Below are 24,922 nucleotides of genomic sequence, written 5' to 3' on the forward strand. Positions count from 1 at the left end.
GGCGGCGCCAGCTTCAGCGCCAGGAAATACAGCGCGTGATAGCCGAACAGGCCAAACACGCCGAGCGCCCAGGCGGCCGGGCTCAACCTGAAATGCCGTGCCACGCCTTTGATGCCGTCGCCGCGCAAAAGCCACAGCGCAACGGCGGCAACAGCCGACAGCGTGAAGGTCATGGCGGTGAGCTGCAGGGCCGGCACGCTGGGGGTCAGCGTGGTGAACAGGGCCAATGAGGCCCAGAGCCAGATGGCAATGGTGCCGATCAGGGTGGCGCGCAGGCGCGCGGCGGCGGGAGTGGTGGTCATGATGATCTGGAATCCGGAAGAACAGGCGGGACGCAACGATGCGTGGCGCATCGCGCGAAGGGGTGAATCGATATCAGGCCGCGACCGGGAGGCCGATTGTTAGGGAAAACCGCCAGTCAGATCAAGCTGGCAGATCAAGCTGGCAGATCAGGCCGCGCGCGCGGCATCCAGGCGATAGAACAGCGGCGACTGCTCACTTTCCAGCAGCCGCAGGGTGCCGCGCACCAGGATCGGCTGCTCGGCATAGGTCACGGCTTCGGCGGCCTTCACCGCCACCAGGCGGCTGAGATCGCCGATCATGCAGGTCGGGCAATGGAACTGCTGGGCGCCGATCAGGAATTCGCGATGGGTCTTGCCGTCGCGGAACGGCATCATGTAGCCGCTGATGGCCACATCCTGGCCATCCAGCGCCTGCAGCGCGGCGGGAAAGCGGCTGAGCGTGCCATCCTGGAAACGGGTCTCGCCGGCCCGGGCCAGCAGGTCCCAGTCGAGCGCGCCGTCGACTTGGGGCGCGCCCAGGCGCAGATGCGCCGGAACATCCTGAGCGGGTTCGATCGAGATCGCCGCCGCATCGCCGGCGGCGCAGACAAAACCGGTCCCCGCCAGACCAGCGGCAGCGGCGGAAACCGAAAAGCGGGACAGGAACTGGCGGCGCAGCATAGCGGGCCTCATCGCGGCGGTGATTGTTACAATATACGCCATCCCGACATGGTTTCAAGCCGGGGGTGGGGCTATCGCTGGTTTGGAATTTGCATAGTGATTGGCAAGGTCCCTGCGACCTTGCCAGCGGAGGCGATCGCTCCCGGTAGGCCGGCTGGCGGCCCCATTCCCGGTCCACGGCGACCGGACAGGCCAAGCACAGGATGCCCCATCCATGCTGACGACCAAACAGAAGACCCTGCGTAAATTCTGGTACGCCACTGTTCTGCTTGAGGATTTGAAAAGCGGCCCAAAACCCTTCCGCCTGATGGGCGAGGATATCGTGCTGTTCCTCGATGCCGAGGGCCAGCCGGCCGCTTTGGCCGACCGCTGCTGCCACCGCACGGCCAAGCTCTCCAAGGGCTGGTGCGAAAACGGCAATATCGTCTGCGGCTATCATGGCTGGACCTATGACCGCGGCGGCCAGTGCATAAAAATTCCGCAATATCCCGATGGCTCTGCCGTTTCCGGCAGCCTGAAAACGCCCAGCTATCGCTGCGTGCCGCGCTACGGCTATGCCTGGGTGGCGCTGGACGAGCCGCTGGTCGACATCTTCGACATCCCCGAAGACAGCGATCCCGGTTATCGCCGCATCGCGCAGTTCTACGAGGTGTGGGACTGCGCGCCGTTGCGCATGCTGGAGAATTCCTTCGACAACGCGCATTTCTCCTTCGTGCATAAGGCCACCTTCGGCCAGATCGACCAGCCCAGGCCGGAGAAATACGAGATCAGGGAGACCGATTACGGCTTCTACGCCGAATCCATCGTGCCGATCCTCAATCCGCCGATTGCCCATCGCGTCACCGGCACGACCGAGCCGACGACGAAGCGGCATATGCGCAATCACTGGTTCATGCCGTTCTGCCGCCGGCTCGACATGGAATATCCCTCCGGCCTGCGCCACATCATCTTCAACTGCGCCACGCCGATGGAAGACGGCAGGATCCAGCTGATCCAGTGGCTCTACCGCAACGACACCGAGGCCGATTGTTCGACCCAGGAACTGATCGACTGGGATGCCGTGATCACGGCGGAGGACAAGGAGATTCTCGAAGCCACTGATCCCGATGCCTGCATCGACATCAGCCGCCGCATCGAGGCGCATATGCCGTCTGACCGCGGTGGCCTGATCATGCGCAAGCGGCTGCTGGAGCTGTTCCAGCAGCATGGCGAGGGCGAGATCCACGGCGGCATGCCGGCTGCGGGCGGATTGCAGAACGCGGCAGAATGACAGTTTTGCGATGGCTGGTCCGGGAAGAACCTCCCGGAGCGGCCATCGCATCTGCACCCTTGCCCGAAAGGTCAGGTGACGGATCGTTTGGTCCGGTCTATAAGCCGAAGCGATGGTTGCTGCCGCCCCACAGACTGATTCACTGAACAAGGCCGGTCATGGCTGGCCGCTGGTTGGCGCGCTGTCGTTTGCCCAACTCGTCTCCTGGGGCTCGATTTATTACGCCTTCTCGCTTTTCGTCGTGCCGATGGAGGCCGATCTGGGCTGGAGCCGCACGGCGCTGAACGGCGCCCTGTCGCTCGGGTTGCTGACGGCCGGCCTGGTCGCCTATCCGGTTGGCAAGCTGATCGATGCGCGCGGCGGCCGGCTGCTGATGAGCGCCGGTTCGCTGCTGGCGGCCCTGCTGTTCGTGGCCTGGGCCTATGTGCAGCATGTCGCGGTGTTCTACGCGATCTGGTTCGGCCTTGGCATCTGCATGGCGCTGACGCTCTACGAGCCGGTTTTTGTCGTGCTGACCCGCCTGTTCCCCGAGAATTATCGTTTTCGCATCACCATGCTCACCCTGGTAGGCGGCTTCGCCTCCACCGCCTTCATTCCGCTCACCGCCTGGTGGATCGAGGCCTTGGGCTGGCGCGATGCGCTGTTCGTGCTGGCGGCCTGCAACCTGCTCTACTGCCTGCCGGTGCATCTGCTGATGCTGCGCGACAAGGCCGGCGGTGCATCGACGGACACGGCCGTTGCCGAAACCGGCGACAGCCCGATGCGCCGCGCCTTGCGCCATCCGGTTTTCTGGGGCCTGGTGGTCTGCTTCACCTTTTATTACGCCACCTTCTCGGCGCTGACCTTCCATTTCATCCCGATGTTCGACGAGCGCGGCTTCACGCTCGCGCTGGCGGTCGGCGTGATCGCCGTAATCGGGCCGGCCCAGGTGGCCGGCCGCATCATCCTGCTGCTGTTCGGCCGCCGGCTTTCGGCCGCCACCACCGGCCGCATCATCGTGCTGATGTTTCCGCTGTCGGTCATCCTGCTGATCCTGTTCCCCGGCTCGGTGACGGCCCTGTTCGCTTTCGCCGCGATCTATGGCTGCGCCAACGGCATCATGACCATCGTGCGCGGCACGGCGGTGCCCGACCTGCTATGGCGCGAGGGTTATGGCGCGATCAGCGGCGCGCTCACCCTGCCGGCCAATATCGCCAAGGCGCTGGCGCCGTCGATCGCCGCCTTCGTCTGGGCCGCCTTCGGCAATTATGGCCCGGTGCTCTGGGTGATCCTGGTCGGCGCGCTGATCTCGGCGGCCGGCTTCTGGCTCGCCGCGGCGAAAAGCAAAACGCCCGCCGGATGAACCGGCGGGCGGATTAAGGTCAGATTGGTTTCTGCTTTTTTAACCGGAATTCAGCGCGTCTTTTTCGCGGCGGCCTTTTTCTGCGCCTTTGGCGCCGGCAGCAGGCGGGCGACGAAATTCGGCAGCGCGAAGGCGCCGAAGTGAATCTCTGGATTGTAGTAGTTCAGCTTGGGCAGCATCGCCTTGTCGAAGCGGTCGAACACCTTGCGCGGATCGACATCGGTGATGTCGCGGTCGCAGGCCCAGGTCATCGACATGAAGCCGCAGACATAAGTCGGCACCACGGCCAGATAGGTGCCGGAATGGGCCCAGATCTTCTGGAACAGCTTGATGGCGTCGGTCAGTTCCGGGCCCTGCATGTGCGGCACGCCATTCTGCGCGACAAGAATGGCGCCGGGCTTCATCACCCGGCGGCAGTTATCATAGAAGGCTTTGGAAAAGAGCACGGTCGCGGGGCCAACCGGATCGGGTCGGTCGACGATCACCAGGTCATAGCGCTCGGCGGTGTCGCGCACCCAGGCGGCGCCGTCGCCGACGACCAGGCTGGTGCGCTTGTCGCTGAACGCCTTGCCGCAGATCTTCGGCAGGTATTTCTTCGCCACCTCGATGACCGCGCCGTCGATCTCGACCATGGTGACGCGCTTGATGGATTTGTGCTTCAGCACTTCCTCGAGAATGCCGCCATCGCCGCCACCGACAATCAGCACCGACTGCACGTTGCCATGAGCCAGGATCGGCAGGTGGGTCAGCATCTCGTGATAAACGAATTCATCGCCCTCGGTGCATTGCACCACGCCATCCAGCGCGAGCACGCGGCCGAAGCGGCCGCTCTCGAAGACCTTCACCTTCTGGTATTTCGATTTGCCCTCGAACAGGACCTTCTTGATCTCGTGACTCTGCCGGAAGCCCTTGTAGAGCGTTTCGTTGAACCACGTGGTCACAGAATCAGTCCCCGCTTCATCTCGGTGCACTGGATGTTGTCGGGCAGGAAGGCGCGCCGCAGCACTGGAATCGCCTTCTGCGGCTGGCAGTCGCCGCAGACGAAGACGTCGAGCGCGGCATAGCCCTTCTCGGGCCAGGTATGGATCGACATGTGGCTTTCGGCCAGCACGGCCACGCCGGAAATGCCGCCATTCGGCTCGAAATGATGCAGATCGATATTGAGCAGAGTCGCGCCGATCTCGGACACCGCATCGGTCAGCGTCTGCTTGACCAGCGCAAGATTGTCGAGGTGCTTGCCGCCCCACAGATCGATGATGAGATGCATGCCGGCGTAGCGCACGCCGTCCTTGCAGATGAAATGCTCGTCCGCCGCATTCGTCTCCGGCAGGGCCGGAACTTCGTACAGGGCGGGCTTGGTTGCCTTCTTGGTCATGTCACTCTCCACCAAGGGGGAGTCGCCTGACTTGAATCTGGGCGACTCTATAAAGGGTTATCCGATTGGCAGAGAGACTGTTGGGAAAGCCCCGTGGTTCCGGCCGGCAAAGCTGAGAATTGCCGGCGGCCATGCGCCACTTTCCAAACAGTCTCTGAAAGGGGGGTATGGGGCCAAAGCCCCCGGGATGCAAGAAAAAACTGCCCCTGCGGGGTGATTTTTTCCCCGGGGGTGCGGCGATCACATTTTATCCGCGAAAACCGCGGTGATCCGGCGACTTTTATGACGGAAATGCGGCCTCAGACGAAACTTCCTGCCAGCGTGAAAACCTCGCCGCCAAGCCCCAGCTTGAAGCGCGCCACGCCGGCGCCGCGCTCGGTGTCAACGCCACCAAGATCGAACTGTGTCACGCCGCGCGATTTCAGTTCCGCCATCGCGCGCCAGATCAGGCGGTAATGCGCTTTCACCAGGCGGCCGGCCTCGTTGCTCCAGCCCATCGCATAGGTGGCGCCGCGGCCATGACGCAGCACCAGGATGCCGGCGATCGGCCGCGCCTTGCCCAGATGCAAGCCGGCATGCGCCCACAGCAGCAACGCATCCTCATTGGCATCGTTGCTGCGCCCGACGGCATCAGCGAAGGCCGAATAGAAAACCGCATCGGGGCCGAGGAACCGGTTTTCCAGGCGATGCTCGTCATGCTCGCCCATCAGCGCCGTGAACGCCTCGTCATGCCATGTGCCCTCGGCGCGGCTCGCCACCTCCAGCAGCAGGGCGGATTTCTCGGCGGTCTTGAGCGTGTTGCGCCACTTGCCATCGAGTTGCGCGCGCAGGCGCTCCAGCGGTGGCGTCAGGTCCATGCGGATCGAGGAATAGCCGCTCACCATCGGCCGCAGACCAAGGCGCGCCATCGTTGTTTCCGAGTCCGAGCCGCCATTCAGTTCCGGCAGCCACCATAACAGGCGGCGCTGTCGCCACGGATACTGCATGCGGATCAGCGTCAGCACGGCGTCGCGGCTGGCGCGATCGAGGCCGGGCGCAAAAAGCGGTCCACGCACCAGGCGGATGAAACAACCAAGCGGGCCGATGCGGCGCGCGAAAACCTGGGCCAGGGCAATGACGCGATCCTGCCGGCGGAACAGCCAGCGTTCCGGGCATACCCGGCCGGCCGAGGCGCTTGCCACGGCTTCGCCATAGCACCAGCTCTGCTCCAGAACGCTCTGGCGCATCGCATCATGCGCCGCAATCCAGACGGCGGCGGAATCACATTGCTCGGGAAAGATGGTGGCCTGCATCGGATCGGGTATGCCGGCCGATGGCGCGGGATGCAAGGATTCTTGCGTCAGCCGCTGCCGATCAGCCGCCCCAGTCAGCCACCCTGGTCAACCGCCCCAGTCAACCGCCGTGGGGCGCATCGGCGAAAATCTGGCAGGCCATCACCATGTCGACGGTTTCGCCGTCATTGGCCAGCGGCAGCCACAGGGCCTCATAATCATACCAGTGGTCGTCCATCATCTGCCGGTTATACGCCAGCAGGGGCTCCGGCCGGGCCGCAATCTCGCGCAGGCGGCTGATCAGCAGGTCGCGATATTCCGGCGCCGGCAGGTCATCCAGCCACATGCCGGTCGGGTCCATCCCCAAGCGGGTGGCCTGATAGGTGCCGGCCAGACGGATGCGGAAACGCAGCGGATCGTGATGCACCTCGATCAGGGCGATGTTGCCCAGCGCCACCCGCATGGCCATCGGATCAATATCGGCGCGGGCCGGCAGGCGGCGGCCGCGGCGCTGCTCCTGCCAGTAGCGATGAATCTCCGCCACCAGCGGAAAACGGAAATCGTCCGGACCGGGGTCCCAGATCAGGCGGCTATTGGCGGTCGCAAGCACGGATGGTCCTGGGCAGGGCAAACGGGAGGCAGATGCAGGTGATATGCAGTCGAAACAAAACCCGCATCCTTATGTGGAATTTACTATGGCAATTCCACCAGATACTGACAAGCCTGCCTCGGGTCCGCGCAATGCTGGGCAGCGCCGCCGCCTTCGGTTAATCCTTGGGCCATGGCCCTGTTCCGCTCCGCCGCCCGCATTCATGGCTATGTGATTCCCGCGCCGCGTTTCACGCGCTGGGCGCTGGTCTATTTCCTGAAATTCATCGTCGCGCCGGTGCTGCTGCTGCTGCTCGCCCTCGATGTCGCGCTGTATTTCGTGTTCCGCGACTGGCTGGGCAGCTGCTACGGGATTCTGTGCTTTTTCGGATGATGCCCGTTTCCGAATAAGGCCCGGCAACGAAAAAGCCCGCCTTGCGGCGGGCTTTTCGGACAACGATGCCGAGAGTATTTGCTTTGGGTGATTTGGTGGAGCCAAGCGGGATCGAACCGCTGACCTCCTGCATGCCATGCAGGCGCTCTCCCAGCTGAGCTATGGCCCCATTAAATCACGGACTTGGCGCCTTCCTGCGAAGGCTGGGGTCCGTCGGCGGGGGCGGACCATAAGCCGCCCTCCGCCGCTTTGCAAGTGTTTCGTCAGCCCGTTTCCGGGTGGAATTTCAGCGCTCTTCCTCGGCGTCCGGCGCGGCGTCGACGTCGATTTCCTCGGCGACGTCCTCTTCCTCGAACTCGTCGGCATCCTCGAGGATCTCGTCGCCCAGATCGGTATCATCGACCTCGGCATCGACGTCCGGAACAACGGCCTTAACCGCCGCCTTGGCCTTGGGTTCCTCGGTCTTGGCCGGACGGCGCGAGCTTTTCACCAGCGCTTCCGGATTGAACTCGGTGCCGCATTTCGGGCACAGGATTGGCGATTTGTTGAGATCGTAGAACGCGGCGCCGCAACTCAGACAACGACGCTTGGTGCCCCATTCGGCTTTGGCCATCGAGCAAATCTCCATGTAAACGGCACCGCCAAACCGGCCATGGCCCTGGTCCGGAACCGGGCTGCGGCGCCACCCCCCGCCGGCTGGCCGGGGCGGCGCGATTGTGTTAAAGAAGCGCGCCCTGTCAACCCGTAAATCCGGCTTTTTTCACAGCCGGTTGCCGATCTTCCGGACGATCCGCTCCATGACCGCTGCGCCCGACCAGAAAGCCCGCCCGTTTCGCGCCATTCCTGCCGCCCAGGGGGGCGTCCAGGGAACCGCCCGGGGGCTGGCCGGCGCCGTCCGGGTGCCGGGCGACAAGTCGATTTCGCACCGGGCCCTGATTTTCGGCGCCCTGGCGGTGGGCGAGACCCGGGTGACCGGCCTACTGGAGGGCGAGGACGTGCTGCGCACCGCCGCCGCCATGCGAGCCATGGGCGCCGAGGTCGAGCGCCTGAAGGACGGCGACTGGCGGGTCTGGGGCGTGGGCGTGGGGGGGCTGAGCGAGCCGGAAGACGTGCTCGACATGGGCAATGCCGGCACCGGGGCGCGCCTGGTGATGGGCCTGGTCGCCAGCCATGACTTCACCGCCATCCTTACCGGCGATGCCTCGCTGCGCCGCCGGCCGATGGGCCGGGTGATCGAGCCCTTAAGCCGCATCGGCGCCCGCTTCGATGGTCGTCGCGGCGGCCGCCTGCCGCTGGCGGTGATCGGCACGGCGCATCCGCTGCCGATCGAATACGAGCTGCCGGTCGCCTCGGCCCAGGTGAAATCCGCCGTGCTGCTGGCTGGGCTGAACGCGCCGGGCATCACCACGGTGATCGAGCCCGAGCCGACCCGCGACCATACCGAAAACCTGCTGCGTCATTTCGGCGCCACCGTCGAGATCGAAAAGACGAAGTCTGGCGGCCGCATCGTGCGCCTGACCGGCCAGCCGGAATTCAGGCCTTCCAGCATCAGTGTGCCGGGCGACCCAAGCTCGGCCGCCTTTCCGATGGTGGCGGCCTGCATCGTGCCGGGTTCGGCCGTCACGCTGCAGAATGTTGGCCTCAATCCGCTGCGCATTGGCCTGTTCGACACGCTGCAGGAGATGGGCGCCGATTTCACCATCACCAACCGTCGCGACGAGGGTGGCGAGCCGGTGGCCGACATCCTGGTGCGGCATACGCCACTGAAGGGCGTGACGGTGCCGCCCGAACGCGCCCCCAGCATGATCGACGAATATCCGATCCTGTTCGCCGCCGCCGCCTGCGCCGAGGGCGATACGGTGGTGCGCGGCGCCAAGGAACTGCGCGTGAAGGAAAGCGACCGGCTGGCGCTGATGGCGCGCGGCCTGAAAGCCTGCGGAGTCGATCTCGACGAATTCGAGGATGGCCTGGTGATCCGCGGCAAGGGCCGGCCGCCGGCCGGCGGCGCCAGCATCAGCACCGAACTCGATCACCGCATCGCCATGTCTTTCCTCGTGCTGGGCATGGCGGCGCAGAATGGCATCGCCATCGACGATGCCCGCGTGATGGATACCAGCTTCCCGGGTTTCATCGCCCTGATGCAGGGCCTGGGTGGGACGCTTGAGCCCGTGGCCTGAACGCGGCGCGGCCGCATGATCGACAAGCTGGAATTCCTGCTTGCGCTGGCGCGGGAAAAGAATTTCGGCAAGGCCGCCGAGATCTGTGGCGTGACGCAGCCGACCCTGTCGGCCGGCATCAAGCAACTTGAGGATACGCTGGGCGTGCTGCTGGTGCAGCGCAGCTCGCGGTTCCTCGGCTTCACCGCTGAAGGCGAACGGGTTCTGGACTGGGCCCGGCGCATCGTCGGCGACACGCGCGCCATGCGCCAGGAGTTGCAGGCCCTGAAGAGCGGCCTGACCGGACACCTGAAGATCGCCGCGATTCCCACCGCGCTGGGCATGGTCTCGGCCTTGACCACGCCGTATCGCGCCAAGCATCCCGAGGTGAAATTCACCATCCTGTCGCGCACCTCGATCGAGGTTCTGGCCATGCTGGAAAATCTCGAGATCGATGCCGGCGTCACTTATATCGACAACGAGCCGCTGGGCCGGGCCCGGTCGCTGCCGCTTTACACCGAGCAGTATCGCCTGCTGACCTCGGAAGGCAGCCCGCTGGGCGACCGCGCCAGCGTCACCTGGGCCGAGGTCAGCCGCATTCCGCTCTGCCTGCTGACCCCTGACATGCAGAACCGCCGGATCATAGACCGGCTCTTGCGCGAAGCCGGCGGCAGCGATCCGGCGCCGACACTGGAATCCAATTCGATGATCGTATTGTTCTCGCATGTGCGCACCGGCCAGTGGGCCAGCGTGATGCCGGAAAAGCTGGCCGAGACGCTCGGCCTGACCGAGCGGCTGCGCGCCATTCCAATCACCGCCCCCGAGGCGGTGCACACCATCGGGCTGGTGGTGCCGCAGCGCGAGCCGATGCCGCCGCTGACGGCGGCCCTGGTGGCGGAGGCCAAGCATCTCTCCGCGATCTATGGCCTGGATGACTGATCCTGGGCGGCTGATAGAGACCGTCTATCGCCTTACGGAAATCCTGTATTGATTGCCGGCCAGCCGGGGCGGAAGATGCGGCCGCCGGCCTGAAGCAGCAGGCTGGTTTGACCAATGGATTGCGTATGAATGTTTCCGCCCCTTTCCCGCCGCGCCAGCACCGGCAGGGTCGTGCCCTGCCGCGTGGCCGCCAGGCCAGCGATGCCGATCATGCGGCCCTGCGCGCGGTGCTGTCCGAGGGCGGGTTGCGCCGCGATCTGCTGATCGAATACCTGCACCGGATCCAGGATGCCAAAGGGCATCTGCCGACCGGGCTGCTGGCCGCGCTGGCCGAAATGATGCGCCTGCCGCTGGCCGAGGTCTACGAGACCGCCACCTTTTATGCCCATTTCGACGTGGTGGATGCCGGCGAAACGCCGCCGCCTTCCGTCACCGTCCGGGTCTGCGACAGTTTAAGCTGCGTCATGGCCGGCGCCGACGCGCTGGCGGAACAGCTTGCGATGCTCGGCTCCGATATGCGCGTGCAGCGCGCGCCCTGCATGGGGCAATGCGACCGCGCGCCCTGCGCCACCTATGGCAAGAATGTCTTCGCCCCGGCCAGCGTCGAGGAGCTCTCGGCGGCGCATGACCGGCGCGCGGTGCATCCGCTGCTGCCGCGCTACAAGACGCTGGCGGCCTATCGTGCCGAAGGTGGCTATGGCGTGCTGGCGAAATGCCGCAGCGGCGCGCTCACGCGCGAGGCGCTGATCGCCGAGCTGGAGAAGGCCGGGCTGCGCGGCATGGGCGGCGCGGGATTTCCCACCGCGCGCAAATGGCAGGCCATGCTGCAGCAGCCCAGGCCGCGCATCCTGGCGGTGAACGGCGATGAAGGCGAGCCGGGTACGCTGAAGGACCGCTTTTTCCTCGAAACCGAACCGCATGGTTTCCTCGAAGGCATGCTGGTCGCCGCCTGGGCCATCGAGGCCGATGCAGCCTATATCTATCTGCGCGACGAATATCCCGCCCTGCATCAGGTCGTCCACGCCGAGCTGCGGGCGCTGGAAGAGGCCGGTTTGCTGGGTGGCCTGCAGGTGGAATTGCGGCGCGGCGCCGGTGCCTATATCTGCGGCGAGGAATCGGCGATGCTGGAAAGCATTGAGGGTAAGCGCGGCCTGCCGCGCCAGAAGCCGCCTTATCCGGTGCAGTCCGGCCTGTTCGGCAAGCCGACGTTGATCAACAATGTCGAGACGCTCTACTGGGTGGCGGCGATCGCCGACAAGGGTGCCGACTGGTGGCTCAGCCATGGCCGCAACGGCTCAAAGGGCCTGCGCAGCTATTCCGTCTCAGGCCGTGTACGCCAGCCGGGCGTGAAGCTGGCGCCGGCCGGGCTCACCGCGCTGGAGCTGATCGAGGAATATTGCGGCGGGATGGCGCCGGGCCACAGCTTTGCCGCCTATCTGCCCGGCGGCGCCTCGGGCGGCATCCTGCCCGCTGCCATGGCCGATATCCCGCTCGATTTCGGCAGGTTGGAAAAATATGGCTGCTTTATCGGATCGGCCGCCGTGATCGTGCTGTCCGACCAGGATGACGTGAAGGCGGCGGCGCTGAACCTGATGAAATTCTTCCGCCACGAATCCTGCGGCCAGTGCACGCCCTGCCGCGTCGGCACCGAAAAGGCGGCCGAATTGATGGCGCGGCCGGTCTGGGATGAGCCCCTGCTGCGCGACCTGGCGCAGGTGATGCGCGATGCCTCGATCTGCGGCCTGGGACAAGCCGCGCCCAATCCGCTTCTTTCGGTACTGGAGCGGTTCAGATGATCCGCTTCACGCTGGATGGCCGCGAGGTCGAGGCGCTGCCGGGTGAAAGCATCTGGCAGGTGGCGAAACGGCTGGGCACCGAGATCCCGCATCTGTGCCACACGCCGCAGCCCGGCTATCGCGCCGACGGCAATTGCCGCGCCTGCATGGTCGAGATCGCGGGCGAGCGCGTGCTGGCGCCGAGCTGCAAGCGCATGCCCAGTGCAGGCATGCAGGTGACCAGCCAGAGCGAACGGGCGAAGCGGGCCCGCGAACTGGTTTTCGAATTGCTGCTGGCCGACCAGCCGCCGCGCGGGGCAGCGCATGATGCTGATTCCAAATTCTGGCACTGGGCGGAAAAAATCGATGTCACCACCAGCCGTTTCCCGGCCCGCGACCATGCGCCGGTACCAGACCGCAGCCATGTCTCGATGGCGGTGAATCTGGATGCCTGCATCCAGTGCAATCTCTGTGTGCGCGCCTGCCGCGAGGTGCAGGGCAACGATGTGATCGGCATGGCCTTCCGCGGCCACCATGCCGGGATCGTGTTCGATTTCGGCGATCCGATGGGCCAGTCCACCTGCGTGGCCTGCGGCGAATGCGTGCAGGCCTGCCCGACTGGCGCGCTGCTGCCGGGGACGCTGGTGGATGAGCATAACCGTGGCGTGGCGAAGGCGACGCAGCAGGTTGACAGTCTCTGTCCCTTCTGCGGCGTCGGCTGCCAGCTCACCATGCATGTGAAGGATAACGCCATCCAGTATGTCACCGGCCGCGATGGCCCGGCCAATCATGGCCGGCTCTGCGTCAAGGGTCGTTTCGGCATGGATTACGTGCGCCACCCGCATCGCCTGACCAGGCCGCTGATCCGCCGCGACGATGCGCCCAAGCATGGCGAAAGCTCGGTCGATCCGGCCAATCCCTGGACGCATTTCCGCGAGGCGGACTGGGACGAGGCATTGGAATATGCCGCCGCCGGGCTGGTGAAAATCCGCGACGGCATCGGCCCGCAGGCGCTGGCCGGTTTCGGCTCGGCCAAGGGCTCCAACGAAGAGGCCTATCTGTTCCAGAAACTGGTGCGCACGGGTTTCGGCACCAACAATGTCGATCACTGCACGCGGCTCTGCCATGCCTCGTCGGTGGCGGCCCTGATGGAAGGCGTCGGCTCGGCTGCCGTCACCGCGCCCTTTGCCGCCGCGATGGACGCCGAGGTCATCATCGTGATCGGCGCCAATCCGACGGTGAACCATCCCGTCGCGGCCAGTTTCATCAAGAATGCCGTGCGGCAGAATGGCGCGAAGCTGGTGGTGATCGATCCACGCGGCCAGGCGCTGTCGCGCCATGCCGTCTATAACCTGAAATTCAAGCCCGGCTCGGATGTGGCCTTGCTCAACGCGATGCTCAACGTGATCATCGCCGAGGGCCTGACCAACCCGGCCTATATCCAGCGTTTCGTCGACGGTTTCCCCGATCTGGAACAGGCCGTGAAAGATGCCACGCCCGAGGCGATGACGCCGCTTTGCGGCATCGCGCCGGACATCATCCGTGCGGTCGCGCGGCTCTATGCCACCTCAAAAGCCTCGCTGATTTTCTGGGGCATGGGGATCTCGCAGCATGTGCACGGCACGGATAACGCGCGCTGCCTGATCGCGCTCAGCCTCATCACCGGCCAGGTCGGTCGGCCCGGCACCGGGCTGCATCCCCTGCGTGGGCAGAATAATGTTCAGGGGGCTTCTGATGCCGGCCTGATCCCCATGGTGCTGCCCGATTACCAGTCGGTGGAGGATGCTACCCGCCGCCAAGCCTTCGAAGCCATGTGGGGCACTACCATTGATCCCAAACGTGGCCTCACCGTAGTCGAGATCATGAATGCGGTGCTGAAAGGCGAAATCCGCGGGATGTATATCATGGGCGAGAATCCGGCCATGTCGGATCCCGATGTCGCCCATGCGCGCGAAGCGCTGGCCAGGCTCGATCACCTGGTGGTGCAGGACATCTTCCTCACCGAGACCGCTTTCCATGCCGATGTGGTGCTGCCGGCCTCGGCCTTCGCGGAAAAGACCGGCAGCTTCACCAACACCGACCGCCGTGTGCAGCTCGGCCGTGCTGCCCTGGCGCTGCCCGGCGAAGCCCGGCAGGATTGGCAGCTTGTGCAGGCCATCGCCCAACGCATGGGGCTGGACTGGCAGTACGTGCATCCGAAAGAGGTTTATGCCGAGATGGCCTCCCTGATGCCCTCATTGGCGGGCATCACCTGGGAGAGGCTGGAGGCTGAAGGGGCCGTCACCTATCCCCACGGGCAGGAGATCATTTTCGGCGACGGCTTCCCCACCGGCTCCGGCCGTGCCCGCATCGTGCCGACCAAAGTTTCGCCGCCGGCCGAACTGCCCGATGCCGAATATCCCATGGTACTCACCACCGGTCGCCTGCTGGAGCATTGGCATACCGGCGCGATGACGCGCCGCGCAGCCCAGCTCGATGCGCTGGAGCCCGAAGCCACGGCGTCGCTGCATCCGCGTGATCTGGCAAAACTGGGCGTGCCGCCGGGTGGTCGCATCCGTGTGTCGACCCGGCGCGGCGCGATCACGTTGAAGGCACGGGCCGACCGCGACGTGGCCGAGGGCCTGGTCTTCATTCCCTTTGCCTTCGCCGAGGCCGCGGCCAACCTGCTGACCAACCCGCAGCTTGATCCGTTTGGCAAGATTCCCGAATTCAAATTCTGCGCGGCCAGAGTCGAGCCGGCAGTGGAAAACGTCAGCGCGCCGGCTTGAGGATCAGGCCCAAAGCCGTCGCCACCAGCGCCAGGGCTGCAAATTCCGGCCATTGCGGTTGCTCGCCCAGCATCCACATGGAGGAAAACACGCCAACCACCGGGATCATCAGCGTGGAAAGTCCGCTGATGCCGGCGGGCAGGATGCGCACCAGCGTGTTCCAGGCCCAGTAGCAGAACACAAAGCAGATCGTGGCGTTGTAGATCACCGCGCCCCAGGCAATGGCGGAATAGGACGCCCAGCGATCCGCTTCCAGCACCGGCGCCAACAGGAAGATCGGCAGACCACCCAGCACCATCTGCCAGCCCACAAAGGGCACGGCCGCCATCGGCACCAGCCACAGCTTGGTCAGCAGCGTACCAATCGCCCAGCACACCGCCGCCGCCAGCACCAGGGCCACGCCCAGCGGCGCCGCCGCCATGGCCTGCCACTCGCCGCCCACCAGCACGATCAGACCGGTCAGGCCGATGACGAGGCCGGCGAGTTTCCAGCCGGTCAGGCGCTCATGCAGCCACACCACGCTCATCGGCACCAGCCAGAGCGGCATGGTGAAAGCTAGGATGGTGGTGCGTCCGGCCGGCAGCATGGAGAGGCCGTAAAGCACAAAGACATTCCAGCCCGCGATGTTGAACAGGCTGATGGTGGTGAGCTTCCACAGATAGCCGCGCGGGATGCCGAGTGGCATGCGCTTGGCGATGGCGATGGCAAACAGGCCCAGCGCACCGCCCCCTAAGCAGAAGGCGCGGAAAGTGAAAACCGGGATCTCGTTCAGCGCCAGCTTCATGATCGGCCAGTTGACGCCCCAGAACAGCGTCAGCAGCGCGAGCAGGATCAGCGCATAGGCGGAAATGCCGTGATGCGGCGGGGCGGTCGCCGCCGGGGCCGCCATGGATGAGTCTGTCATTCGGGAGGGCGCTTCCGTTCGTGTGCTGACAATTTAGCGCAGCCACAGGGATAGGCAATCCGTTGCCTGGATGCCGCCTATATGGGTAACAATAAACGGATAATAAACCTATGGGGGTAGGCATGCGCGGTCTGGCTGTCTGGATGCTTGTTCTGGTTATCGGCTGTTGGGTGAATGGGGTCTTTGCCCAGCCGAAATGGGCTGTGAATCAGGTTTACGAAGGCAACATCGATATCGGCGGGGTGCAGGTGCCGTTGCCACCGGGACCATGGACCGTCACGGGCTTCCAGTCTTCGGTCAACCAATCGCGATCCGACGGCAGCATTCCGGGCAGTTCCACCAATGTCGCTTTGGCGCAATTCGCCGGTGACATGGTTCGCGCCTATATCGCGTTTTCCTATAACGATCGGTCGATGAGCTCGGGCTGGACCGTTCCCGATGCGAAGAATTGCAGCCGTCAGGAGATTCATCACGCCAAGATCGTGCGCGACATGCAACTGGATCGTCGCTGCCAGTATGTGAATCACATCGTCTACAGCGTCGGCGCCAACTCGGCGCAATGGTGGAAAGATAGTATCGAGTTTGCGCGCAAGCGCGGGATAGTCATGCCAATGGTGGCGATTGCGGGTGGTATTGTCGTTTCCGATCGCGCCAACTATGTGTCGGCAACGTATTTCTTTAATCCCGCTATTGCCGGATTTCCTGCGCCGCAGAACACGGCCTGGTCGACCAGCGACTGGAATGTGCTGAATGTCGCGGGCGATGAAAAGAAAAAGGCATTCGTCCAGTCGGTCATCGACTGGGCCGAAAAAAACCGCCAGCTGGTGGAAACCGGATTGGCCGGCAAGCTGAAAAAAGGCGAGGGGCTCGGCTGGCCGGCGGCGATGCAATGATCGCGGGCTAGAGGATATCCAGTACCTTTTCCGGCGGCCGGCCCAGCACGGCGCGGCCCTTATGGACGAAGATCGGCCGTTCCAGCGCTTCCGGATGCGCAGCGATGCCCTTGATCAGCGTTGTTTCGTCGGCAGCCGGGTCGATACCGGCCTCGGCGGTTTCCTTTTTGCGCAGCACGGCGTTGGCCGGCAGGCCGAGCTGTCCGAGCAGGGTTTTTAGGGTCGCGGCGTCCGGTGGCGTCTTCAGGTATTCCACGATCCGCGGTTCGATGCCGCTGGCCTGCAGGATGGCCAGCGCCTGGCGCGACTTGGAACAGCGCGGGTTATGATACAGCGTGGGTTCGGTCATGGCGGGCTCCGTCATTCAGGTCAGGCAGGGCGTGTTGCTGCCAATAAGTTCCATGAAGATGGATACTTAGTCGCATCCGAGAAGAGTTGCAATTTGATGACCGGGGTATAAATAGGAAGCCATGGCCGCCCATTGGACCCTGAACGACCTGCCCTGGGACCGGTTCGACCCCACCAGGGTCGATCCGGAACTGCTGCGCGCCGTGAAGGCGGCGGCCCTGGTCGAGCATAACGCCGACGATTACGTCACCTATCTGTGCAACGTCTTCGCCGACGATGCCGCATTCTGCGCCGTGGTGCGGCAATGGGGCGTCGAGGAGGTGCAGCATGGTCAGGCGCTGGCCCGCTGGGCCCAGATCGCCGATCCGGATTTCGACCCGGCGCTGGCGCTGAGGCGGTTCACCGAGAATTACCGCCTGCCGCTGGAGGCCACCGCATCCGTGCGCGGCAGCCGCAACGGCGAGCTGGTGGCGCGCTGCGTGGTGGAATGCGGCACCTCCAGCTTCTACAGCGCGATCCGCGACGTCACCGAGGAGCCGTTGCTGAAAATCATCGCGGCCAAGATCGCCGCCGACGAATTCCGGCATTTCAAGCTGTTCTACGATCATCTGCAGCGGTATCAGCGCAACCAGCCGCTTGGTAAACTCAGCCGCTTGCGCGTCGCTTTGGGCCGCATGCAGGAAGCCAGCGACGACGAACTGGCCATGGCCTACTGGTGCGGCAATGGCTGCCAGGGTGACTACGACCGCGAGAAGCAGAGCGCGGCCTACGAGCTGCGCGCCAGTCAGGTCTATCGCTTCGGCCATATCCAGCGCGGCCTCGCCATGGCGTTCAAGGCCTGCGACCTGAATCCCCAGGGCTGGTTCAGCCGCGGGTTCGGCGCCCTGGTCTGGCGCCTGCTGCAATGGCGCCAGCGCCGCCTGGCGGCAATCGCCGCGGCATAATCCCAGCAGACCACGACCACTGACTATTTGCCGCGCGTGCCGCTTCCGGTCTTGCGCATTCCACCGGGCAGACTACCGTTGCTTGCATGGGGCAGGAGACACCGGGGGCACCTCGTCATATCACGCCGGTTGCCGAGGCGGATCTTGATCCGCAGCTGCAATGGCTGCTGGGCTACTGGGCGGAAAAGCGCGGCGGTCGGCGCTTTCCCGCGCGATCTGATATCGACCCGCTGGAACTTAAATCCCTGCTCGGCCATATCCTGATGGTGGATGTGGTGCGGCAGGGCGATGATGCGCCGCCGCGCTTCCGCTATCGGCTGTTCGGGACGGAATTCGTCTTCTATCACGGCGCTGACCTGACCGGGCACTGGCTGGACGAGATCGCCAATCGCGAATTCCGCGACGAGCTGCTGGCGCTCTATCGCGCCGTCGCCGTCGCGGGCGTGATGCGCACCCTGTCTTACGACTACCTGGTCGACCGGCAGCGGCACCGCTTCCAGGCCGTGCTGCTGCCGCTGTCGAGCGATGGCGGGCAGGTCGATATCGTACTGGGCTGCGGCGTGCGCGTTGGCGTGATCTGACCCTGTCTCACGCCGCGCCGGTTAAGCCGATGCGGCGTGCCCGTCGATCCAGTCGGCGATCATGGCATTGACCTCGTCTTCCTTCGGCTCGCCGAAGATGAAGTGACTGAGATCTGGCACCTCACGAAACACGGCGCGACCAGGGTATTGCCCTGCGACCGCGCGGCAGGTCGGCGCCGGCGTCACCTTGTCGTCGCTGCCCGCAATCACCAGCAGCGGAATCTGCACGCGATGCGCGCTGACCTGGGTGGCAGCATGCCAGTCCAGCCACCAGGTCAGCGTCTCAAACAGCACGCGGCCTGATTCCGGCACCAGGCGGGTGAAGATATCGCGCCGCAGCGCCGGCGGAATGCGGTCCATCGAATATTGCGCGGCCAGTTCAAAATCCGGCGGCAGGGCCTTGCCGCGCAGGTTGCCGGTTTTCCACAGCAGGCCAAGCGCGCCTTCAACCTCGGCCATGGTATGCGGCAGCGTACCCCAGGGCGCCACCGGGGCCAGCAGCACGGCGGCGCGGGCCAGGTTGCGGGCGGCGAGCTGCTGCGCCAGCAGGCCGCCCAGCGAATGGCCGAGCAGGACCGGCGGCTGGCTGCCGCCCTGCATGAGGCGTGCGATCTCGCTTTCCAGGAAGCGCCGGTAATCCTCCACGCCCTGGCGATGCAGGTCGGGATGCGGCAGCTGGCCGGCGAAGTCGGCGCCGTGAAAGGGCAGGTCGGGGGCGTGGGTCTTCCAGCCGCGACGGTTCAGCTCGCCGCGCAGTTTCTCGAACACCCAGCCGCCGACGAAAGCGCCATGCAGCAGCAGGATGTCGCCCTTGCTCATTGCCGGGTCTCTTCCTGGCTCAGCTGCGGACGCGGTCGGCGAATTCGGCGACGATCAGCTCGTAGATCGGCCGCTTGAACGGCACGATCATATCCGGCAGCTGCCGGAACGGCAGCCAGCGCCATTCCTTGAATTCGGGATGCGGGGTTTCGATGTTGATATCGGAATCACGGCCCTTGAACCGGGCGAGATACCATTTCTGGCGCTGGCCGCGATATTTGCCCTTCCAGACCTTGTCGGCCAGATCGGCCGGCAGATCGTAGGACAGCCAGCTGCGACTTTCGGCGATCACCTCGGCCAGCTTCCGCGGCACGCCGATCTCCTCTTCCATCTCGCGCAGCGCCGCCTGCAGCGGATCTTCGCCTGGATCGATCCCGCCCTGCGGCATCTGCCACGCTTCCGCCGTCTGGTCGATGCGCTGGCCGACGAACACCAGGTCGTCGCGATTGAGCAGGGCGATCCCGACGCCTTCGCGATAGGGGCGCGCATCGGCTGCAGCACTCATGGCAGAAGTCACTCCGGGGTTTGGCGGTTGGCGATAGCCGAGACCGGTGCCAGGGCGATGCCCTTGGCTTCCAGCCTGTCGGCCCAGGCCAGCAGGCGGTCGAGCGTGACCGGATAGGGCATGGCGCTGCCGATGGCGATGCCGCCGGCACGCGCGGTGCGCTCCAGCTCGTCCAGCCGCGCATCGATGGTCTGCGCGCCGGGCTGCGCGTCGATCTGCCGGTTGACGAAGGCATAGACGCCCCCGGCATCGCGCATGATCTTCGCCGCCACGCTGCGCGGCGCCACGCGGGTATCGACGAACATCAGGCCGCGCTCCTTCAGCTTCAGCGCGATGCCGCGCATATGTTCGGGCGAGGAGGTGTATTTGCCGCCCATCAGGTTGGTGAAGCCGATATAGCCGCTGGCGCGCGCCAGCAGCCAGTCAAGCCGGCGCACATTCTCCTGGTCGCTCAAAGAGGTGAGCAGCGTATAGGGGCCGGGATCGCTGGTCGGGTAATCGAACGGCTCCATCGGCATGCCGAGCAGCACTTCGTGGCCGGCGCTGCGCGCGCGCTCGATCTGCACCGCCAGGTCGGGGGCATAGGGATTGAAGGCGAAGGTGATCGCCGGCGGCAGCCGTTCGGCGGCCAGCGCGGTCAGCTGCGCGTTCAGCCCCATATCCTGCAGCACGATGGCGAGCCGCGGTCGCGTCGGCGGCTCGTCGAAGGGGCGGGCATAGGCATTCCAGGGCTGCCGGCCATCGGCGCCGATCTTGGGCACCAGGCCGCGCGGCGTCGCTTCGCTTAACGTCGGATCGGGCGCGACCAGCAGGCCACTCGGCAGCCGGCCGACCACGGGCGGCGGCGCGGCCTTGTCGAGTTTCTGGTCGGTTGCCAGTTTTGCTTCCGGCGGCAGGGCCAGGCGCGCGACGCCGATCACCACTTCCGAGCCGGGCAAAGATGTCAGGTTCTCGCCGGTGGTGACCAGCCAGCCGCCGACGCTGGCGAGGATCAGCAATACAGCCGTCCAGGCAGCCAGCAGCAGGCGACGGTTGACGGTGCTGAAATCGCCGCGCAGGAAAGGCGGCCACAGGATCAACCCGATGATGCGGAACAGCCCGGCGATCTTGTGTTTGAAACCCTTGCGGCGCGGCGGTGTCGGCGCGTCGTCATCCATGCCCGTGATGGTCTGGATCAGGTCGGCATCCGGCTCGGCCGAATCCTGCATCGCCTCATACATCTCGCCGGGCATCTCGCCGGGACCATCCATCCCGACGGCGGCCGGCTTCTTCCTGCGGCCGAAGCGGCCGAGCAGACGCTTCAGCAGGCCCTGCTTCGGCGCACGGCCTGGCACGGCGCGATCATCGGGATCGACATGCAGGTCGGATTGCTCAGCCATCGGGTCAGCCTTCTGCTGATCTGTGGCGCCCGCCGGTCACTTGCGGGCAGACGGCTTGGGCGGCGCGCGCAGCACATCCATGGCGGCCTGCAGCACATGGTCCGGACCATCCTGGCCAGGCGTCTGCACCTGGGCCGGCGGCGTCACCTTGGTATCGGGCTGCTGCTGCTTGGCTTCTTCCTCGGTATGCCGGGTATCGGTGATTTCGCGGCGCGCTTTCAGGGCGGCGGCGATCTGGCGGTCACGTTCGTTCCAGGCCTCGACATCCGGCGTGATGCCGACCTTGTCGATCGAGCGGCCCGATGGCGTGAAATAGCCCGCCGTGGTCAGCTTCATGCCGCCGAACTCGCCGAGCGGGATCATGGTCTGCACCAGGCCCTTGCCGAAGGTGGTGTTGCCGACCAGCACGGCGCGGTGATGGTCCTGCAGCGCGCCGGCGACGATCTCGGAGGCGGAAGCCGAGCCGCCGTTGATCAGCACCGCCATCGGCTTGCTGTCGGCCGCATCGCCGCGCTTGGCGTTATAGCGCTGGCCTTCGTCGGCGCTGGCGCGCAGCGCGCGGGTCGAGACGATCTCACCCTGGTTCAGGAAGGCATCCGACACCGCGATGGCCTGATCCAGCAGGCCGCCGGGATTGTCGCGCAGGTCGATGATATAGCCCTTCAGCTCCGGCCCCATCTCGGCCTTCAGCTTGTCGATGGCGGCCACCAGATCCTGCGTGGTGTGTTCGTTGAAGGACGAGATGCGCAGGTAAGCGAACTCGCCTTCGCGGCGCGACCGCACCACGCGGGTCTTGATCACCGCGCGGGTGATCTTGAGGTCGAAGGTCTTGGCGGCATTGTCGGCGCCGCGGCGGATGGTCAGCACGATATTGGTGTTTGGCGCGCCGCGCATCTTCTCGATCGATTCCTGCAGCGACTTGCCCATCACCGGATCGCCGTCCAGATGGGTGATCATGTCGCCGGGCAGCACGCCGGCCTTTTGCGCCGGCGTGTCGTCGATTGGCGACACAACCTTGATCAGGCCGTTCTCCTGGGTCACCTCGATGCCCAGTCCGCCGAATTCGCCGCGCGTCTGCACGCGGGCTTCCTGGAAATTGCGCGGCGGCAGATAGACCGAATAGGGATCGAGCGAGGCGAGCATGCCGTTGATGGCAGCCTCCATCAGCTCGTCATCCTTGGTCTCCTTGTAATAGTCGTTGCGCACCCGCTCGAAGATTTCTCCGAACAGGTTGAGCTGGCGATAGGTTTCATTGGCCTGCAGGTTGCCGACCTTGCTGGGGGCGGCAAACAGCGCGACCGACCCCATCAATGCGAAGGCACAGACACCGCCGAGGAGAAAATTGCGCATCAGCCGCTTACCTTTCTGTCGCCCGAGGCCAGCCAGGGCAATGGATTGACCGTTTCGCCCTTGCGCCTCAGTTCGAGATATAGGACGGGTTTTTCGCCCGGGGAATTGCCCATCAGGCCAACCGGCTCGCCGGCGAGAACCCATTGACCGACACTGCGGTCGATCCGTCCAAATCCCGCCAATAGGCTATGGTATCCACCGCCATGGGCGATAATCAAGAGTTGCCCGTAGCCGCGGAAAGGTCCGGCGAACATCACTTTGCCGTCAGCGGGCGCGATCACCTGGCCACCGGCCCGTGCCTCGATGCGAATTCCGCGCAGTGGCACACCGTTTTCATCCGACTGGCCGAACCGGCCCACCACCCGGCCGCGGGCGGGCAGGGCCGCAGAGCCTTCCAGGGCGGCATAGGCCTCCGGCGGTTCCCGATCGCCGCCCTTTTTGGGGGTGCCGCGGCTGCGCGCCTCGGCGGCGCGGCGTTCGGCCTCACGCCGCTCCTGCTCCAGCAGGCGGTCGACCAGGGCACGCAGGTCTTTGGCCTGGGCGGCCAGCTGGGTTGATTTCTCACGTTCGGAATCGCGCTGTTCCGCGGTTTCCTGGGCCGCTGCCGCAGTTTCCGCCTGCAGGAATTCCAGGTCGCGCCGCTCACGGTCGAGCTGATCGATGGCCTTGCCCAGCCGCTCCTGTTCAGCCGCCACACCCTGGCGCAGCCGGCCCAGCCGGGTCAGCTCGTCTTTCAGCCGCGCGGCCCGCTGCTCGATTTCCGGCACCAGGGCGGCCATCAGCTGGCTGGCCCGCACCATGTCCAGCGCCGAGCCGGGCGCCAGCACCATGGCCTCCGGCGGCTGGCGGCTCAGATGCGCCAGGCTGGCCAGCGTCTCGGCCAGTTCGCCGCGGCGGGCCTCCAGGGCCTTGCCGGCGGCCTGCTCGTCGGTGATCAGGCGGGCCAGTTTCTCCTCGCTCTGCGACACCAGGTCTTCCTGGGTCTGCAGCTTGCGGGCAGCCGTCACCAGTTTTTTCTGCAGATCGCGCTGCTTCTGCGCCAGCTTGGCGGCTTCCTGGCCCAGTTCGCGCTCGCGCTGGCGGCTCTCCTGCAGGCGTTTCTGCACGTCCTGCAGCTGCTGCTGCGGTGCCTGGGGGTTTTGAGCAAGGCTGCTGCCCGCCGCCAGCAGCGTCAGCAGCGCCAGCGACGGAATGAATTTACGCAAGGCGGCGGGCGGTATTCTGGTTGGCGGCCGCACCCGGCCTGGCCAGGCAATGCCCGGTCATCTCGGCCGGCTGCGCCAGGCCAAGGAAATGCAGCAGCGTCGGCGCGATGTCGCAGAGCCGGCCGTCGCTCAGGGCATAGGCATCCGTGCGCGCGCCGCCGGTCAGCAGCAGCGGCACCGGATTGGTGGTATGCTGGGTATGCGCCTGGCCGCTGCTGCGATCCAGCATCTCTTCCAGGTTGCCGTGATCGGCCGTGATCAGCAGCACGCCGTCCGCCTGTTTGACGGCGGCTTCGACGCGGCCGACGCAGGCATCGACCGTTTCAGCCGCCCTGATCGCCGCGGGCATGGAACCGGTATGGCCCACCATGTCGGGATTGGCGTAGTTCACGATGATCAGGTCGTATTGTCCCGCCGTGATCGCCGCCACCAGTTTGTCGGTCATTTCCGGCGCCGACATTTCCGGCTGCAGGTCGTAGGTCTTCACCTTCGGCGACGGCACCAGGATGCGGTCCTCGCCGGCGAAAGGCTGCTCCTCGCCGCCATTCATGAAGAAGGTGACATGGGCGTATTTCTCGGTCTCGGCGATGCGCAGCTGCGTCTTGCCGGCATTCGCCAGGACTTGCCCCAGGACATTGGGATAGCGCACCGGCGGATAGGCAGTGGCCAGGAACGCGTTCAGCGCGGCGGAATATTCGGTCAGGCCAACGGCGCCGGCGAATTTGACCATGCGACCGCGGCTGAAGCCGTCGAAATGCGGATCGAGCAGGGTGGTCAGGATTTCGCGTGCGCGGTCGGCGCGGAAATTCGCCATCAGCAGGCCGTCGCCATCCTGCATGCCGGCAAAGCCGGTGACGGCGGTCGGGCTGATGAATTCGTCGGTCTCGGCGGCAGCATAAGCCTGTTCGATCGCCGCTTCGGCGCTGGCGGCCGTCCTGCCCCTGGCGTCCACCAGCGCGGCATGGGCCTGGGCGACGCGCTCCCAGCGCTTGTCGCGATCCATGGCGAAGAAACGTCCCGACACGGTGGCGAAGGCGACACCATCCACGCCGGCAATCTGCTTGCGGAACTGGGCCAGGAAACCCAACGCGCTTTTCGGCGCGGTATCGCGGCCGTCGGCGAACATGTGGATCCACACCTTCACGCCGGCCTGG

Annotated in this window: 24 protein-coding genes, 1 tRNA gene and 1 pseudogene; 10 read left to right on the plus strand and 16 right to left on the minus strand. The window is 65.3% G+C overall.

The window, feature by feature from the left end; genetic code table 11:
* Both Q1J79_RS14680 and Q1J79_RS14685 read right to left on the minus strand, forming a co-directional pair.
* A pseudogene (locus Q1J79_RS14680) lies at positions 1–302 on the minus strand (EamA family transporter); the annotation flags it as partial.
* 147 nt (positions 303–449) lie between these two features.
* The gene (locus Q1J79_RS14685; protein WP_300301742.1) at positions 450–962 is read right to left on the minus strand and encodes a hypothetical protein; all 513 of its coding nucleotides are present in this window, start codon (positions 960–962) and stop codon (positions 450–452) included.
* Between the two features lie 214 nt (positions 963–1,176).
* Here Q1J79_RS14685 and Q1J79_RS14690 point away from each other — a divergent pair, with 214 nt between their 5' ends.
* Positions 1,177–2,232, plus strand: coding sequence for an aromatic ring-hydroxylating dioxygenase subunit alpha (locus Q1J79_RS14690; RefSeq protein ID WP_300301744.1), 1,056 nt, complete (start codon positions 1,177–1,179; stop codon positions 2,230–2,232).
* Between the two features lie 112 nt (positions 2,233–2,344).
* Positions 2,345–3,574 (plus strand): MFS transporter, encoded by a 1,230-nt coding sequence (locus Q1J79_RS14695; protein ID WP_300301746.1) that lies wholly within the window; start codon positions 2,345–2,347, stop codon positions 3,572–3,574.
* A 50-nt stretch (positions 3,575–3,624) separates the two neighbouring features.
* On the opposite strand, the gene speE is transcribed toward Q1J79_RS14695, so the two are convergent.
* The 4 genes from speE to Q1J79_RS14715 all read right to left on the minus strand — a co-directional run bounded on the left by speE (position 3,625) and on the right by Q1J79_RS14715 (position 6,830).
* On the minus strand, positions 3,625–4,515 hold the full coding sequence (gene speE / locus Q1J79_RS14700; protein ID WP_300301748.1) for a polyamine aminopropyltransferase: 891 nt from the start codon (positions 4,513–4,515) through the stop codon (positions 3,625–3,627).
* Entirely contained in the window at positions 4,512–4,949 is a 438-nt protein-coding gene (speD, locus tag Q1J79_RS14705; RefSeq protein WP_300301750.1) for an adenosylmethionine decarboxylase, read from the minus strand. The genes speE and speD overlap by 4 nt, the downstream gene beginning before the upstream one ends.
* A 299-nt stretch (positions 4,950–5,248) precedes the next feature.
* Positions 5,249–6,241, minus strand: a complete 993-nt coding sequence (locus tag Q1J79_RS14710; protein ID WP_300301752.1) for a peptidoglycan bridge formation glycyltransferase FemA/FemB family protein — start codon at positions 6,239–6,241, stop codon at positions 5,249–5,251.
* A gap of 100 nt (positions 6,242–6,341) precedes the next feature.
* The gene (locus tag Q1J79_RS14715) at positions 6,342–6,830 is read right to left on the minus strand and encodes a PAS domain-containing protein (RefSeq protein ID WP_300301754.1); all 489 of its coding nucleotides are present in this window, start codon (positions 6,828–6,830) and stop codon (positions 6,342–6,344) included.
* A gap of 171 nt (positions 6,831–7,001) precedes the next feature.
* Between Q1J79_RS14715 and Q1J79_RS14720 the strand changes: the two genes are divergently transcribed.
* Entirely contained in the window at positions 7,002–7,202 is a 201-nt protein-coding gene (locus tag Q1J79_RS14720; RefSeq protein ID WP_300301757.1) for a hypothetical protein, read from the plus strand.
* A gap of 93 nt (positions 7,203–7,295) precedes the next feature.
* On the opposite strand, the gene Q1J79_RS14725 is transcribed toward Q1J79_RS14720, so the two are convergent.
* Positions 7,296–7,371: transfer RNA gene (locus Q1J79_RS14725), tRNA-Ala, on the minus strand.
* Between the two features lie 117 nt (positions 7,372–7,488).
* Positions 7,489–7,815 (minus strand): TIGR02300 family protein, encoded by a 327-nt coding sequence (locus Q1J79_RS14730; RefSeq protein WP_300301759.1) that lies wholly within the window; start codon positions 7,813–7,815, stop codon positions 7,489–7,491.
* A 184-nt stretch (positions 7,816–7,999) separates the two neighbouring features.
* On the opposite strand from Q1J79_RS14730, the gene aroA reads away from it, so the two are divergent.
* The 4 genes from aroA to fdhF all read left to right on the plus strand — a co-directional run bounded on the left by aroA (position 8,000) and on the right by fdhF (position 14,840).
* On the plus strand, positions 8,000–9,379 hold the full coding sequence (aroA, locus tag Q1J79_RS14735) for a 3-phosphoshikimate 1-carboxyvinyltransferase (protein ID WP_300301761.1): 1,380 nt from the start codon (positions 8,000–8,002) through the stop codon (positions 9,377–9,379).
* A 15-nt stretch (positions 9,380–9,394) separates the two neighbouring features.
* Positions 9,395–10,297 (plus strand): LysR family transcriptional regulator, encoded by a 903-nt coding sequence (locus tag Q1J79_RS14740; protein ID WP_300301763.1) that lies wholly within the window; start codon positions 9,395–9,397, stop codon positions 10,295–10,297.
* 125 nt (positions 10,298–10,422) lie between these two features.
* Positions 10,423–12,093 (plus strand): NADH-ubiquinone oxidoreductase-F iron-sulfur binding region domain-containing protein, encoded by a 1,671-nt coding sequence (locus Q1J79_RS14745; protein WP_300301766.1) that lies wholly within the window; start codon positions 10,423–10,425, stop codon positions 12,091–12,093.
* Positions 12,090–14,840 carry a formate dehydrogenase subunit alpha gene (gene fdhF, locus Q1J79_RS14750; protein WP_300301768.1) on the plus strand — a complete coding sequence of 917 codons (2,751 nt, stop codon included), beginning with the start codon at positions 12,090–12,092 and terminating at the stop codon, positions 14,838–14,840. Before Q1J79_RS14745 ends, fdhF begins: the two co-directional genes overlap by 4 nt.
* On the opposite strand, the gene Q1J79_RS14755 is transcribed toward fdhF, so the two are convergent.
* Complete coding sequence (locus Q1J79_RS14755; protein WP_300301771.1) at positions 14,824–15,744, minus strand: DMT family transporter; 921 nt, start codon at positions 15,742–15,744, stop codon at positions 14,824–14,826. The genes fdhF and Q1J79_RS14755 overlap by 17 nt on opposite strands.
* Before the next feature lie 122 nt (positions 15,745–15,866).
* Between Q1J79_RS14755 and Q1J79_RS14760 the strand changes: the two genes are divergently transcribed.
* Positions 15,867–16,637: a hypothetical protein gene (locus tag Q1J79_RS14760; protein ID WP_300301773.1), complete on the plus strand. Its 771-nt coding sequence runs from the start codon at positions 15,867–15,869 to the stop codon at positions 16,635–16,637.
* A 7-nt stretch (positions 16,638–16,644) separates the two neighbouring features.
* Here the strand turns inward: Q1J79_RS14760 and arsC are convergent, their stop codons facing one another.
* Positions 16,645–16,986, minus strand: coding sequence for an arsenate reductase (glutaredoxin) (arsC, locus tag Q1J79_RS14765; RefSeq protein ID WP_300301776.1), 342 nt, complete (start codon positions 16,984–16,986; stop codon positions 16,645–16,647).
* A gap of 121 nt (positions 16,987–17,107) precedes the next feature.
* On the opposite strand from arsC, the gene Q1J79_RS14770 reads away from it, so the two are divergent.
* Together Q1J79_RS14770 and Q1J79_RS14775 are read left to right on the plus strand one after the other, a co-directional pair.
* A complete protein-coding gene (locus tag Q1J79_RS14770) occupies positions 17,108–17,929 on the plus strand; it encodes a ferritin-like domain-containing protein (RefSeq protein ID WP_300301778.1) in 822 nt (273 codons plus the stop codon).
* An 86-nt stretch (positions 17,930–18,015) separates the two neighbouring features.
* Entirely contained in the window at positions 18,016–18,510 is a 495-nt protein-coding gene (locus tag Q1J79_RS14775; protein ID WP_300301780.1) for a PAS domain-containing protein, read from the plus strand.
* Positions 18,511–18,531: 21 nt separating this feature from the next.
* On the opposite strand, the gene Q1J79_RS14780 is transcribed toward Q1J79_RS14775, so the two are convergent.
* The 6 genes from Q1J79_RS14780 to gpmI all read right to left on the minus strand — a co-directional run.
* Positions 18,532–19,329 carry an alpha/beta hydrolase gene (locus tag Q1J79_RS14780; protein WP_300301782.1) on the minus strand — a complete coding sequence of 266 codons (798 nt, stop codon included), beginning with the start codon at positions 19,327–19,329 and terminating at the stop codon, positions 18,532–18,534.
* A 19-nt stretch (positions 19,330–19,348) separates the two neighbouring features.
* Positions 19,349–19,834 carry an RNA pyrophosphohydrolase gene (locus Q1J79_RS14785; RefSeq protein WP_300301784.1) on the minus strand — a complete coding sequence of 162 codons (486 nt, stop codon included), beginning with the start codon at positions 19,832–19,834 and terminating at the stop codon, positions 19,349–19,351.
* 8 nt (positions 19,835–19,842) lie between these two features.
* Entirely contained in the window at positions 19,843–21,213 is a 1,371-nt protein-coding gene (locus tag Q1J79_RS14790; RefSeq protein WP_300301786.1) for a divergent polysaccharide deacetylase family protein, read from the minus strand.
* Between the two features lie 36 nt (positions 21,214–21,249).
* Positions 21,250–22,563, minus strand: coding sequence for a S41 family peptidase (locus Q1J79_RS14795; protein WP_367182991.1), 1,314 nt, complete (start codon positions 22,561–22,563; stop codon positions 21,250–21,252).
* Positions 22,563–23,768, minus strand: coding sequence for a peptidoglycan DD-metalloendopeptidase family protein (locus Q1J79_RS14800; RefSeq protein WP_300301788.1), 1,206 nt, complete (start codon positions 23,766–23,768; stop codon positions 22,563–22,565). The genes Q1J79_RS14795 and Q1J79_RS14800 overlap by 1 nt, the downstream gene beginning before the upstream one ends.
* Positions 23,761–24,922, minus strand: a 1,162-nt coding sequence (gene gpmI, locus Q1J79_RS14805; protein ID WP_300301792.1) for a 2,3-bisphosphoglycerate-independent phosphoglycerate mutase, incomplete at its 5' end; no start/stop codon positions are given. The genes Q1J79_RS14800 and gpmI, both read right to left, overlap by 8 nt.

The organism is Ferrovibrio sp. (genome assembly GCF_029255545.1).
Taxonomy (GTDB): Bacteria; Pseudomonadota; Alphaproteobacteria; order Ferrovibrionales; family Ferrovibrionaceae; genus Ferrovibrio.

Coding starts and splice junctions, on each gene's coding strand:
- Q1J79_RS14685 (WP_300301742.1), bottom strand. CDS start 962: ATGCTGCGCCGCCAGTTCCTGTCCCGCTTTTCGGTTTCCGCCGCTGCC.
- Q1J79_RS14690 (WP_300301744.1), top strand. CDS start 1,177: ATGCTGACGACCAAACAGAAGACCCTGCGTAAATTCTGGTACGCCACT.
- Q1J79_RS14695 (WP_300301746.1), top strand. CDS start 2,345: ATGGTTGCTGCCGCCCCACAGACTGATTCACTGAACAAGGCCGGTCAT.
- speD (WP_300301750.1), bottom strand. CDS start 4,949: ATGACCAAGAAGGCAACCAAGCCCGCCCTGTACGAAGTTCCGGCCCTG.
- Q1J79_RS14710 (WP_300301752.1), bottom strand. CDS start 6,241: ATGCAGGCCACCATCTTTCCCGAGCAATGTGATTCCGCCGCCGTCTGG.
- Q1J79_RS14720 (WP_300301757.1), top strand. CDS start 7,002: ATGGCCCTGTTCCGCTCCGCCGCCCGCATTCATGGCTATGTGATTCCC.
- Q1J79_RS14730 (WP_300301759.1), bottom strand. CDS start 7,815: ATGGCCAAAGCCGAATGGGGCACCAAGCGTCGTTGTCTGAGTTGCGGC.
- aroA (WP_300301761.1), top strand. CDS start 8,000: ATGACCGCTGCGCCCGACCAGAAAGCCCGCCCGTTTCGCGCCATTCCT.
- Q1J79_RS14740 (WP_300301763.1), top strand. CDS start 9,395: ATGATCGACAAGCTGGAATTCCTGCTTGCGCTGGCGCGGGAAAAGAAT.
- Q1J79_RS14745 (WP_300301766.1), top strand. CDS start 10,423: ATGAATGTTTCCGCCCCTTTCCCGCCGCGCCAGCACCGGCAGGGTCGT.
- fdhF (WP_300301768.1), top strand. CDS start 12,090: ATGATCCGCTTCACGCTGGATGGCCGCGAGGTCGAGGCGCTGCCGGGT.
- Q1J79_RS14755 (WP_300301771.1), bottom strand. CDS start 15,744: ATGACAGACTCATCCATGGCGGCCCCGGCGGCGACCGCCCCGCCGCAT.
- Q1J79_RS14760 (WP_300301773.1), top strand. CDS start 15,867: ATGCGCGGTCTGGCTGTCTGGATGCTTGTTCTGGTTATCGGCTGTTGG.
- arsC (WP_300301776.1), bottom strand. CDS start 16,986: ATGACCGAACCCACGCTGTATCATAACCCGCGCTGTTCCAAGTCGCGC.
- Q1J79_RS14770 (WP_300301778.1), top strand. CDS start 17,108: ATGGCCGCCCATTGGACCCTGAACGACCTGCCCTGGGACCGGTTCGAC.
- Q1J79_RS14775 (WP_300301780.1), top strand. CDS start 18,016: ATGGGGCAGGAGACACCGGGGGCACCTCGTCATATCACGCCGGTTGCC.
- Q1J79_RS14780 (WP_300301782.1), bottom strand. CDS start 19,329: ATGAGCAAGGGCGACATCCTGCTGCTGCATGGCGCTTTCGTCGGCGGC.
- Q1J79_RS14785 (WP_300301784.1), bottom strand. CDS start 19,834: ATGAGTGCTGCAGCCGATGCGCGCCCCTATCGCGAAGGCGTCGGGATC.
- Q1J79_RS14790 (WP_300301786.1), bottom strand. CDS start 21,213: ATGGCTGAGCAATCCGACCTGCATGTCGATCCCGATGATCGCGCCGTG.
- Q1J79_RS14795 (WP_367182991.1), bottom strand. CDS start 22,563: ATGCGCAATTTTCTCCTCGGCGGTGTCTGTGCCTTCGCATTGATGGGG.